Raw genomic sequence first — 12,430 nt, 5'->3', positions numbered from 1 at the left:
CATGGTGTCAGTAAATTCATCCTTGCTAATTATAGTTAACAAATCGAAAAGAAATGGCCGTGCCCACCTCCCCAAAAATGGTAGTGCGGCCTCTTCATCCTCCTGATCGGCATAGAAAAAAGCCCGCAGCACTTTCGATGCCGCGGGCCTTGACATTTATTGAACTCCGGTCGCTCAGAAGCAGTCGAGGAACAAGGCCTTGGTGTTTTCCAGCGTCATCTTCACCGGATTGCCACCGCAGCTCGGGTCCTCGATCGCCATGGCGGTTAGTTCATCGATGCGATCGGACTTGATGCCCATGGCGGTCAGGTTTTCCGGTACGCCGAGTTCGGCCCGCAGCGACAGGACATAGTCGTAGAAGCCGTCGAAGCCTCCGGCAATGCCGAGATAGGCGGCCGCACGCGCGATCTTCTCTTCGATCTCGGGGCGGTTGAACCGCAGCACCGGCGGCATGACCACGGCATTGGTCATGCCGTGATGGGTGTTGTAAACCGCGCCGATCGGATGCGACAGGGCGTGAATGGCGCCGAGCCCCTTCTGGAAGGCAACCGCACCCATGGCGGCGGCCGACATCATATTGGTGCGTGCCTCGATGTCGGTGCCGTCCTTGTAGGCGCGCGGCAGGAATTCCTTGACCAGACGCATGCCCTCGAGCGCAATGCCCTGGGACATCGGATGATAGAAGGGCGAGGAATAGGCTTCCAGGCAATGGGCGAATGCGTCCATGCCAGTGCCGGCGGTGATCATCTTGGGCATGCCGACGGTCAGTTCCGGATCGGCGATCACGACGCCCGGAAGGAACTTCGGATGGAAGATGATCTTCTTCACATGGGTCTTGGAATTGGTGATGACCGAGGCGCGTCCGACTTCAGACCCCGTACCGGCCGTGGTCGGCACGGCGACGATCGGCGCGATGCCGTCAGAATTGGCGCGGGTCCACCAGTCGCCGATGTCTTCGAAATCCCACACCGGACGCGTCTGCCCGGCCATGAAGGCGACGCACTTGCCAAGATCGAGACCCGAGCCGCCGCCGAAGGCGACGACGCCGTCATGACCACCGTCCTTGTAGGCCTTGATGCCGGCTTCGAGATTGATTTCGTTCGGGTTCGGATCGACGTCGGCGAAAAGCCCACGACCGAGGCCGGCTTCTTCCAGCACGTCAAGCGCCGCCTGGGTGATCTGCATCGGCGCGAGACCCCGGTCGGTGACTAGAAGCGGTTTCTTCATGCCAAGCGACTTGCAGGCGTCCGCCAGTTCCTTGATGCGGCCGCGCCCCATCTTGATGGCGGTGGGATAGCTCCAGTTTGCGACGATGTTCATTTCGTGACCTTCTTGAGGTGGTAGGATTTCGGGCGGGTGAGGTTCTGGAAGCCGAGGACCGAGAGCGAGCCGCCCTTGCCGGTGTCCTTGCAGCCGGTCCAGCACAGTGCCGGGTCGAGATAGTCGGCCCGGTTCATAAACACGGTGCCGGTCTCGATGTCGTGGCCGATGCGGGCGGCCCGCTCGGGATCCTGCGTCCACAGCGAGGCCGTCAGACCGTAGGGGCTGTCGTTCATCAGCGAAAGCGCTTCCTCGTCATTCTTGACCTTCATGATGCCGACCGCCGGACCGAAGGTTTCGTCCTTCATGAAGGACATGGAATGATCGACGTTCACCAGGATCTGCGGCATCAGATAGGCATGCCCATCATCCTGCGGGAAGCGCTTCGGATCGACGAGCGTTTTCGCTCCCTTGGCCACGGCCGCGGCGATCTGCTCGCGCACATGCGCGGCAAAACGGCGGTGCGCCATGGGGCCAAGGGTCGTTTCCGGATCGAGCGGATTGCCGAGCTTGTAGTTCGACACCCAGGCGACCGACTTTTCGACAAAGGCGTCGTAGAGGTTCTCGTTGACGTAGATGCGCTCGATGCCGCAGCAGCACTGGCCGGAATTGTAGGTGGCGGCATCCATCAGCGTGTCGACGGCTGCGTCGAGATCGGCATCCTCCATCACATAGCCCGGATCCTTGCCGCCGAGTTCGAGGCCGATGCCGGCGAAGGTGCCAGCCGCGGCCCGCTCGATCGACCGCCCGCCCTCGACGGAGCCGGTGAAATTGATGAAGTTGAACTTGCCGGTGGCGATCAGCGCCGAGGTGGTGGCGTGATCGAGGAACAGGTTGACGAACACGTCGTCGGGAACGCCGGCCTCGACGAAGGCGCGCACCATGCGCTCGCCGACCAGCAGCGTCTGCGTGGCATGCTTGATGACGACGGTATTGCCGGCCATCAGGGCGGGCGCCACCGTGTTGATCGCCGTCATATACGGGTAGTTCCACGGCGCGATGACGAGCACGACGCCGTGCGGCTCGCGCTCAATGCGGCGCTCGAAGGTCGCGCTGTCTTCAACCACCAGGGGCGCAAGGGAATCCGCCGCGATAGATGCGACATAGTTCGAGCGCTCATTAAAGCCCTTGAACTCGCCACCGTAGCGCACCGGACGGCCCATCATGTGGGCAAGTTCGGGCACGACCTCGTCCGCCATCTCGTTAAGGCGGGCAACGCCTTTCAGCACGAGCTGGACGCGCTCCTCGAGCGGGCGACGCGCCCAGGCCTTCTGCGCCTTGCGGGCGCGCGCCACCGCCTCGCTGGCCGCTTCCAGCGACATGGCCGGACGCTCGGCGTAAACCGATCCGTCGATCGGCGAAATGCATTTGATCATGGTCATTTTCAGTTGCTCCTTGAAAGCCTCGCCAGCCAGTAGCGCGAAGTCGGATCACGCGCCATCTGCCAAGATGGCGCAACCGGCTCGCCCCGACCGGACCGCGCTGACGCATGTCCGGTGCTTGCTGGCACGAACGCCCTCCCCGGTCGAACCGTGAAGGGCCGTGAAATTGTCATACTGCCAATCGCGCGGCAGGAATATCACCCGAAAGGGATAGGCGGCCAGCCAGCTCCGTGCTGCCGGCCGCGCCGGATCAGGCGCGTTCGAAACCCCTCGCCACCTCCCAGTCGGTAATTTTGCGATCATACTCCTCCTGCTCCCATTCGGCGGCGCGCACATAGTGCTCGACGACATCGTCGCCGAACGCCTGCCGCAGCAGTCCCGATCCGTTCAGCGCAACGGCCGCCGAACGCAGCGTGCGCGGGATCTCGCGAACTTCGCGGGCGCCATAAGCATCGCCGACGAAGGCCGGCTCAAGCGCCAGTTTGCGTTCGATCCCGTCGATGCCGGCGGCCAGCAGCGCCGCCATGGCGAGATAGGGATTGATGTCGGAACCGCCGACGCGGCATTCGACGCGGATGGCCTTGCTGTTCTCGCCGCAGAGCCGGTAGCCGGCGGTGCGGTTGTCCTTCGACCAGATTGCCTTGGTCGGTGCAAACGTGCCCGCCATGAAGCGCTTGTAGGAGTTGATGTAGGGAGCGAGGAAATAGGTGATCTCGCTGGCGTGCGACAGCAGGCCCGCCATATAATGCTTCATCAGCTCGGACATGCCGTGTTCGCCGTTGTCGTCAAAGAACAGCGGCGTCTTGCCGTCCGCGCTCCACAGCGACTGGTGGATATGCGAGGACGAACCGGCGGCATTATAGTGCCACTTGGCGAGGAAGGTGATCGCCTTGCCGCGCTGCCAAGCGATCTCCTTGCAGGCATTCTTGATGATGACGTGGCGGTCGGCCATTGTCAGCGCGTCGGCATAGCGCACATTGACCTCGCCCTGACCCGCCGACGCCTCGCCCTTGGTGTTCTCGACCGGGATGCCGGCGCCCTGGAGCCCGTTGCGGATCGCCCGCATCACGTCCTCTTCCTTGGTCGTCTGGAAAATGTGGTAGTCCTCGTTATAGCCGGAGGCGAGTTGCAGGTCGCGATAGCCCGAGGCGCGCGCATCGTCATAGGTCTGGTCGAACAGGAAGAACTCCAGTTCGGTCGCCATGAAGGCCTTCAGTCCCATGGCTTCGAGCCGCTTGACCTGCTTCTTCAGGATGGCGCGCGGAGAATGGGGAATGTCCTCGTGGGTGTGGTGGTCCAGCACGTCGCAGAGCACGAGCGCCGTGCCGTCGAGCCAAGGCACGCGCCGCAGCGTCGAAAGGTCGGGCTTCAGCGCATAGTCGCCATAGCCCTTCTCCCAACTCGTCGCCTTATAGCCCGGCACGGTTTCCATTTCCATGTCGGTGGCCAGCAGGTAGTTGCAGCTGTGCGTTTCCTTCCAGCCGCTGTCGACGAAAAATTGCGCATGGAACCGTTTGCCCATCAAGCGGCCCTGCATATCGACCATGCAGGCGAGAACGGTGTCGATGCGGCCTTCGGCAACATCCTTCTTCAGATCGTCAAACGTGTACTGCGCGGCCATCGGAAAATCCTGGTCTCAATCTGACCGGGCGCCAGCCCGGAATGGTTCTGGTTTGGCGTGATCCGGGGAAAGCAGCCCCGGATCACGGTATTTGGTGCCTGCTCGATCAGCCGTAGCGGTAGGGCTTGCCGGCCTTTTCCATGTCGGAATTGTACTTCTTGAGGATCTCGACGACCTTGCCCGTGCGTGGCGTCTGCTTGGCGACCTCTTCCCAGAAGACATGCGCGGCATCCTCGACCGTCTTCCACTCGGCATCGGGAATGCTGGTGAGTTCGAGACGTCCGCCCTCGGCACGAAGCTTCGCCTCGCCGCCCCAGTACCAGTGCAGGCGGTGATAGTGCGAGCTGTCCATGCACAGGTTGAAGAGCGTCTTCAGATGTTCCGGCACCTCGTTCCACCGATCGGCATTGGCGAAGAAGGAGCCGGCCCAGCCGCCCGAGACGTTGTTGGTGAGGAAGTACTTGGTGACGTCCACCCAGCCGGAGGTGAACACTTCGGTGATGCCCGACCAGGCGATCGCGTCGATCTCGCCGGTCTGCATGGCGACAGGCACGTCCTCGAACGGGATGGTGACGGGCACGATGCCGAACTGCGACAGGAACTGACCGGCAGTCGGGAAGGTGAAGACGCGCAGCCCCTTCAGGTCGTCGAGCTTGGTGATCGGCTTGTTGGTGGCGAAGTTGCAGGGATCCCAGGCACCGGCCGAGAGCCACTTCACGCCCACTTCCGTGTAGGCCTCATCCCAGATCTCGGCGAGGCCGTATTCATAGAACAGGGTCGGCACATCAAGGCTGTAGCGCGAGGCGAAGGGGAAGTAGCCGCCGAATACCTTGATGTCGACCGGCGAGTTCATCGAGTCGTCGTCCGACTGCACGGCATCGATCGTGCCGGCCTGCATGGCGCGGAACAGTTCGCCCGTGGGGACAAGCTGGTCGGCGGTGAAGAGCTGGATTTCCATCTCGCCATTGGCGGCCTTGTTGAAGGCGTCGACCGCGGGACGAACGACGAATTCGGCAAGTGCTGCACCTGCATAGGTCTGGAGACGCCAGGTAATCTTCTTGTCCTGCGCCCGGACATAAGGCGCGGCGAGCGCGACCGGCGATGCGGCGGCGACCAGCCCGGCCTTTTTGAGAAAATGTCTTCTGCTGTTCATGTCTGTTTCCCTCTTCTGCTTCTTTGAACCGTGACCCGCCGGCCATCGGCGGATCCTGTACGCAACGGGGCCGTTCAACCGGACCTCTTGGATTGTTGATTTCCACTCACCCCCGGACGTAGACGTGCTGCGGCAGCCACAGCGCGATCTGTGGGAAGGCCATGATAATGATCATGCCGATGATCATGATCGCGACGAACGGGAACACCGAACGGTAGATGTCGACCAGGGATATCTCGGGCGGGGCCATGGCCCGCATCAGGAACAGGTTATAGCCGAATGGCGGTGTCATATACGCGATCTGGCAGGTGATCGTGTAGAGCACACCGTACCAGATCAGGTCGAAGCCAAGCTTGCCGACCAGCGGGATGTAGAGGGGCGCGACAATGACCAGCATGGCGGTATCGTCAAGGAACGCACCCATGATCAGGAAGGAAAGCTGCATCAGGATCAGGATCTGCCAGGGGCTCAGCCCCATCTCGCCGACCAAGAGCCCTTCGAGCGCCCTGACGGCACCCAGTCCGTCGAAGACCGCGCCGAAGCAAAGTGCGGCGAGAATGATCCACATGAACATGCAGGTGATGCCGAGCGTCTGCTCCAGGACGCGGTTCCACACCGCCCATGTCAGGCGACCTTTTACCCAGGCCGCGAACATCGCACCGAGCGCGCCGACGGCGGAACTCTCGACGAGGCTGGTCACGCCCATGACGAACAGGCCCATCATCAGGAAGAAGATGAGAAAGGGCAGCACCCCGGCACGCGCAAGCTTGAGCTTGTCGACAAGCCGCATCTCCCGTTCCTCTTTGGGAAGGGCCGGCCCGAGGGCGGGATTGATCTGGCAGCGGATGATCACGTAGACGGAGAACAGGAAAGCAAGCAGCAGCCCCGGCATGACGCCGGCAAGCCACAGCTGGCCGACCGGCTGGCGGGCGATCATGCCGTAGAGCACCATGACGACGCTGGGCGGCACGAGAATGCCGAGTGAACTGCCCGCCTGGATGACCCCGGACACCATGATTTTGTCATAGCCGCGGCGCAGCAGTTCGGGCAGCGCAATGGTCGCGCCGATCGCCATGCCGGCGACCGAAAGCCCGTTCATCGCGGAGATGACGACCATCAGGCCGATAGTGCCGAGCGCAAGCCCCCCACGCAAACCGCCGAACCACACGTGGAAGGCCTTGTAGAGGTCTTCGGCGATGCCGGATTCGGACAACATATAGCCCATGAAGATGAACATCGGCAGCGTCAGCAACGGATACCACTTCATCAGTTTCATGCTGGCCGAAAAGCCAAGCTCAAAGCCGCCATTGCCCCACAGGAAAGCGGCCGCGACCACACCGACAAAGCCGATGGCGGCAAACACGCGCTGTCCGGTCAGCATCGACATCATCATCGACGAGAACATCAGAAGGGCGATCATTTCATAGCTCATGCGAGCGGCCTCCCGATCGCCACGGCCACGTCCTTGATCAGGATCGACGTCGCTTGAAGGAATGTCATGAAGATGCCGATCACCATGATGATCTTGATCGGCGCCATATAGGGCGACCAGGCCGAGTAACTCGTCTCGCTGAATTTCAGCGCGTAGGTCGTGCTGGAGACCCCGCCGTAGAGCAAAAAGAAGAGGTAGACGAACAGCATCAGAACGGTGACCACGTCGACAACCGCCTTGGTCTTCGGCGACCACCGGCCGTAGAGCAGGTCCATGCGAACATGCGTGTCGAGCTGCAGCGAATAGGCCCCGCCGAGAAGGTAGTAGGCCGCCATGACGAATTGCGCCATTTCCAGCGTCCAGTGCGCCGGCAGGAACAGCGATTTGGAGATCGACGAATAGAGCAGAATGCCCATCAGCAGGAAAATGCCATACATCACGATACGGCCGACACGCCGATTGAAGGCGTCCACCACCCGCACGTAGGTCTTGATGGCGTCAGGCATGTACGCCACCCGCCTCTGTCACACAGGCCACGGCCGGCCCATGCGGCGCAAACTTTCTCTCTCGTCGTATCGGCATCCGCTCCCCTCTTCTTATAAGACCATGCCAGAAATCGGTGTCAGCTCGCTTCGGACGAAAGCATCTCCATGCTGCTCCGCAACAGCCCCGCCAGATAGTCGGCAACGACCCTCTGGCCGCCCTCATCACGAATAAGATCATTTCTGACCTCGATCATCACATTCAAATGTCCGTGAGGCAGCGCGTGCAGCCTGAGACTATGGGTAACGCCGTCTTGAGGTCCATAGGGTTCGTTGCGCGCCACCCGATAGGCTCCGCCTGCCGAAGCTGCCAGCATGCAGTCAGCCAGTCGGCTATCAACATCGTGCAGAATGCCGATCTCGACGTCGCGCTGCCTGCCCATGTAGACGGGTGTGAAACTGTGAACGGTGACCACAACGGTCTTTCTGCCAAGCGTCCGGCGCTCGGCCAGGATGGTCGAGATCCGATCATGGAAGGGGACGTAGATCGCCGCGGTACGTGCATAGCGCTCAGCGGGCGACAGGTCGTGATTTCCTGGAATGTCGTGGATTTCGCTCTTCTCCGGCATCGCGGCGAGCGATTCCGGCGGTCGGTTGCAGTCATAGACCAGTCGGGAGAAACACTGATGGACGAGCGTCCCGTCGAGCAGGGCCGACAGGCGCTTGGCAACGTCAAGCGCACCCGGATCCCAGGCGATGTGACTGACCAGCGCATCGGCATCAAGGCCGAGATTGTCGGCCCGCTCCGGCATACGACGCGACGCGTGCTCGCAGACGAAGAGGCAGGCACCTGCCCCTTCGGGATTATCGACGGCCACGGCTTCGCCGTCCGCCTCAGTCAGTATGTCCGACCTCATCAGCATGCGGAATTCCCCCCCGCGCCTTTACGGCAGCCCTTATCATTGCGAAGAGAATTCTTCACGATTGCGGCGCTGTCAACGGGTTCGTGAAAAATTCTCTTCAAATTGCACATTGACAGAATTGTGACGGCCAAGTTTAAATCGCCAAGAGACTGGCAGAAGACCGGTCCGAGGGGAAAACAGACCTTTGACGAATACGCCGAAGACAGTGTCGGACGTGATCCGCGCCCATTTCGATGGGCTGACGCGCGCTGAGCGCCAGCTCGCGGAGAGCCTGCTCGACAACTATCCGGTCTCCGGTCTCGGCTCCATCACGACGGTCGCAGAGAATGCAGGCGTCTCGACGCCGACGGTCGCGCGTATGGTGCAGAAGCTGGGATACAAGGGCTATCCGGAGTTCCAGGCGCATCTCCATCACGAACTTGAAGCCACCCTCTCGAGCCCGATTGCGAAGCATGACCGCTGGGCGTCGAATGCCCCAGGCACGCATATCCTCAATCGCTTTGCCGAAGCCGTGATGAACAACATGCGCCAGACGCTGAGCGAACTCGATACCGCAACCTTCGACGAAGTCGCCAAGCTGCTGGCAGACCGCAAGCGCAGCATTTATTTCGTTGGCGGCCGCATCACGGGCGCGCTGGCGGAGTATTTCTTCGCCCACATGCAGGTGATCAGACCGAAGACCACTCTGATGTCGTCGAACACCAGCGCCTGGCCGCAGCATATGCTGAACATGAGTGCCGGCGATGTTCTCGTGATCTTCGATATACGTCGCTATGAGGATGATATTGCGACGCTGGCAAACGTGGCCCGGGCCGGCGGCGTCACTATAGTGCTCTTCACCGATCACTGGACATCGCCCGTGGAGAAATATGCACAGCACAGTTTCAAGGTCCAGATCGAGGCACCATCCGCATGGGATTCCTCGGTGGTCACGCTGTTCGTCGTCGAGGCCCTGATCGAGGCCGTGCAGAGTTCCGCCTGGGACGAAACCCGCGAACGCATGAACACGCTGGAGGGACTCTTCGAGCAAGCCCGGCTGTTTCGCAAGCCACGCTGAAAGAAAGCAAGGGGGGAGAGGAGAAGACGGAAGCACGAGCCAGGATATTCATATGCGGCATGCGAAGTCGCGGAAAATCATCAACCGGGCCCGTCACATAACTATCATGCAAGCTGAATAACAGTCCGCATCGCTCTAGTAGAACCAACAAGGAGAAATCCAGTGACCACTCATCTTCGCCGCATTCTCTCGCTGTCGACCGCCATGGTCGTCGCCTCCACCTCGCTCCTCTTCGCCGAACCGAGTGCCGAACTGATCGAAGCCGCCAAGAAGGAAGGCATGCTGACCACCATCGCCCTGCCCCACAGCTGGTGCGGTTATGGCGACGTCATCGCCGGTTTCAAGGCAAAGTATCCGGAAATCCAGGTCAACGAACTGAACCCGGACGCCGGCTCGGCTGACGAAGTCGAAGCCATTAAGGCCAACAAGGACAACACGGGCCCGCAAGCTCCGGACGTCGTCGACGTCGGTCTCGCCTTCGGACCGCAGATGAAGGCCGAAGGCCTGCTGCAGCCCTACAAGGTCTCGACCTGGGACGAAATCCCGGACACCATCAAGGACGCCGAAGGCTACTGGTATGGTGACTATTACGGCGTATTGTCCTTCATCGTGAACAAGGACCTCGTCGAGAACACCCCGGCCGACTGGGCCGACCTTTTGAAGCCGGAGTATGCCGGCCAGGTCGCACTCGCCGGCGATCCGCGCGCCTCGAACCAGGCCATCCTTGGCGTCCTCGCCGCCGGCCTGCACAAGGGAGCCAAGCCCGGTGAAGAATTGGGCAAGGCTGGTCTCGAATATTTCGCCGAGCTGAACAAGGCCGGCAATTTCGTTCCGGTCATCGCCAAGGCCGGCACCATCGCCCAGGGCGCCACCCCGATCGCCATCGCCTGGGACTACAACGTACTGGCATGGCGTGACGAACTTGCCGGCAACCCGCCGGTCGAAGTCGTCGTCCCGAAGACCGGCGTCCTCGCTGGCGTCTATGTCCAGGGCATCTCTGCCTACGCTCCACATCCGAACGCTGCCAAGCTCTGGATGGAATATCTCTATTCGGACGAAGGCCAGAACCTGTGGCTGAAGGGCTATTGCCACCCGGCACGCTTCAACGCCATGGTCAAGGCTGACAAGATCCAGAAGGAACTTCTGGACGCCCTGCCGCCGGCTGAAAGCTACGAAGCCGCCGTCTTCCCGACCGTGGAAGAGCAGAACGCCAACAAGACGGTTGTGACCGGCGGCTGGGACAGCGTCGTCGGCGCCAACGTCCAGTAATCAGGCCAACAGCCTGTTGCCCCGGCCCGACCCGTTCGGGCCGGGGCTTGCGATACCTGGAGCACCCGCCATACTGTGGCCCAGGTGCATTCACGCCCTTAGCGAAGATCCGCGAACATGAACCAAGCCCCTCCCGCGCGCCGACTGCGCCTGCCGCTCACCTGGCTGGGCCTCCTGCCATTCGTGGTCTTCGTGACGATGTTCCTGGTGCTGCCGACGATGCACATCGTCATCGGCGCCTTCCAGACCCGTGACGGCGCGTTCACGCTTCAGAACCTGATCGATCTCAACTCGGGTACCATCCCCTCGAGCTATTGGATCTCGATCAAGATCTCCGTGGCCTCTGCGGCGCTCGGGAGTCTCATCGGTTTCGCCATGGCCGCCGCCGTGATCTTCGGCGCGGTGCCGCGCTGGATCAAGTCGCCCCTTCTGACTTTCTCCGGCGTTGCCTCGAACTTCGCCGGCGTGCCGCTCGCCTTCGCCTTTTTGGCAACCTTCGGGCCTGTCGGCCTGGTCACGGTATTCTTGCGCAACAATTTCGGCATTGTCCTCCAGCGCGATCTCGGCTTCAACATCCTGAGCTTCTGGGGCCTGACAATCACCTACCTGTTCTTCCAGATCCCGCTCATGATCCTCATCATCACGCCCGCCCTCGAAGGCCTGCGCCGGGAGTGGCGCGAAGCCGCCCAGGTGCTCGGCGCGACCACCCTTCAATACTGGCGCATGGTCGCCCTGCCGATTCTCTTTCCCGCGATCCTCGGGACTTTCGCCTTGCTGTTCGCCAATGCCTTTGGCGCTGTCGCGACCGCCATTGCGCTGACCGGCTCGAGCCTCAACATCGTGCCGATCCAGCTCTACGCACAGATCCGTGGCGACGTGCTGGGCAATCCGCATCTCGGCTATGCCATGGCATTCGGCATGATCGTGGTCACGGCCATCGCCAATGTCCTCTATATCTGGTTGCGCATTCGCGCCGAGAGGTGGCTGAAATGAGTTATTGGGCACGTATCGTCGGTTGGGCCGCCCTGATCTTTGGCCTGCTCTATTTCATCGTACCGCTGGGCGGCCTGTTTGAATTCTCGTTGAAGGCCCGCCGTGGTGTCTATTCATTCGACGCCTATGCCAAGGTGCTGGCTGACCCGCAGTTCCAGCAGACCTTCACTTATTCGGTCATCATGGCGCTGGTGACGATCGCCATCGGCGTGCTGCTGGTTGTGCCAACCGCCTTTTGGGTCCGGCTCAAGATGCCCTGGGCCAGACCCTATGTCGAATTCCTGACCCTCCTGCCGCTGGTCATTCCGGCGATCGTCGTCGTGTTTGGCTATATCCGGCTCTACAACACATCGAGCTGGTTGCCGCTGACGGGGTCGGTGTTCGGAACCAACCTGCTGCTTGCCTTCGGCTACACCATGCTCGCACTGCCCTACATGTATCGCGCAGTCGATACCGGCCTTCGAACGATCGACGTCGCAACGCTCACCGAAGCGGCACAAAGCCTGGGGGCCGGCTGGGTGCGCATCCTCGCCCGCATCATCCTGCCGAACGTGGTTCCCGCGGTGCTGTCCGGCGCCTTCCTGACCTTCGCCATCGTCATCGGCGAATTCACAATCGCCGCCCTGCTCGACCGTCCGGCTTTTGGTCCATACCTGCAACGTATCGGGGCCAACAAGGCTTACGAACCTTTCGCGCTGTCGGTTATCGCCTTCGGCATTACCTGGGGCTGCCTCGTATTGATCCAACTTGTCTCACGGCTGCAAAAGACCGGCCAGCGCCCCGCTTGAGGATAGATTT

Annotated in this window: 11 protein-coding genes; 4 read left to right on the top strand and 7 right to left on the bottom strand. The window is 61.3% G+C overall.

What is annotated here, in order from left to right; translation table 11 throughout:
• Positions 1-174: 174 nt before the first annotated feature.
• The 7 genes from ACWPVA_RS04365 to ACWPVA_RS04335 all read right to left on the bottom strand — a co-directional run bounded on the left by ACWPVA_RS04365 (position 175) and on the right by ACWPVA_RS04335 (position 8,313).
• The gene (locus ACWPVA_RS04365; RefSeq protein ID WP_454286512.1) at positions 175-1,320 is read right to left on the bottom strand and encodes an iron-containing alcohol dehydrogenase; all 1,146 of its coding nucleotides are present in this window, start codon (positions 1,318-1,320) and stop codon (positions 175-177) included.
• Positions 1,317-2,702, bottom strand: coding sequence for an aldehyde dehydrogenase family protein (locus tag ACWPVA_RS04360; protein ID WP_454286511.1), 1,386 nt, complete (start codon positions 2,700-2,702; stop codon positions 1,317-1,319). The genes ACWPVA_RS04365 and ACWPVA_RS04360 overlap by 4 nt, the downstream gene beginning before the upstream one ends.
• A gap of 250 nt (positions 2,703-2,952) precedes the next feature.
• Positions 2,953-4,323, bottom strand: coding sequence for a glutamine synthetase family protein (locus ACWPVA_RS04355; RefSeq protein WP_454286510.1), 1,371 nt, complete (start codon positions 4,321-4,323; stop codon positions 2,953-2,955).
• Positions 4,324-4,429: 106 nt separating this feature from the next.
• On the bottom strand, positions 4,430-5,476 hold the full coding sequence (locus ACWPVA_RS04350) for a TRAP transporter substrate-binding protein (protein ID WP_454286509.1): 1,047 nt from the start codon (positions 5,474-5,476) through the stop codon (positions 4,430-4,432).
• 106 nt (positions 5,477-5,582) lie between these two features.
• Complete coding sequence (locus ACWPVA_RS04345; protein ID WP_454286508.1) at positions 5,583-6,908, bottom strand: TRAP transporter large permease; 1,326 nt, start codon at positions 6,906-6,908, stop codon at positions 5,583-5,585.
• Positions 6,905-7,414, bottom strand: a complete 510-nt coding sequence (locus ACWPVA_RS04340; RefSeq protein ID WP_454286507.1) for a TRAP transporter small permease subunit — start codon at positions 7,412-7,414, stop codon at positions 6,905-6,907. Before ACWPVA_RS04340 ends, ACWPVA_RS04345 begins: the two co-directional genes overlap by 4 nt.
• 116 nt (positions 7,415-7,530) lie before the next feature.
• Entirely contained in the window at positions 7,531-8,313 is a 783-nt protein-coding gene (locus ACWPVA_RS04335; protein WP_454286506.1) for an N-formylglutamate amidohydrolase, read from the bottom strand.
• Between the two features lie 184 nt (positions 8,314-8,497).
• Between ACWPVA_RS04335 and ACWPVA_RS04330 the strand changes: the two genes are divergently transcribed.
• From ACWPVA_RS04330 to ACWPVA_RS04315, 4 genes are all read left to right on the top strand, one after another.
• Positions 8,498-9,370, top strand: a complete 873-nt coding sequence (locus tag ACWPVA_RS04330) for a MurR/RpiR family transcriptional regulator (protein ID WP_454286505.1) — start codon at positions 8,498-8,500, stop codon at positions 9,368-9,370.
• A 162-nt stretch (positions 9,371-9,532) separates the two neighbouring features.
• Entirely contained in the window at positions 9,533-10,639 is a 1,107-nt protein-coding gene (locus tag ACWPVA_RS04325; RefSeq protein ID WP_454286504.1) for an ABC transporter substrate-binding protein, read from the top strand.
• 117 nt (positions 10,640-10,756) lie between these two features.
• Positions 10,757-11,632 carry an ABC transporter permease gene (locus tag ACWPVA_RS04320; RefSeq protein WP_454286503.1) on the top strand — a complete coding sequence of 292 codons (876 nt, stop codon included), beginning with the start codon at positions 10,757-10,759 and terminating at the stop codon, positions 11,630-11,632.
• Positions 11,629-12,420 (top strand): ABC transporter permease, encoded by a 792-nt coding sequence (locus ACWPVA_RS04315; protein ID WP_454286502.1) that lies wholly within the window; start codon positions 11,629-11,631, stop codon positions 12,418-12,420. Before ACWPVA_RS04320 ends, ACWPVA_RS04315 begins: the two co-directional genes overlap by 4 nt.
• Positions 12,421-12,430 lie beyond the last annotated feature (10 nt).

Source organism: Rhizobium arsenicireducens, from assembly GCF_964021225.1.
Note: the sequence above shows the minus strand (reverse complement) of the source record. Positions and strands in the feature narration are given on the sequence as shown.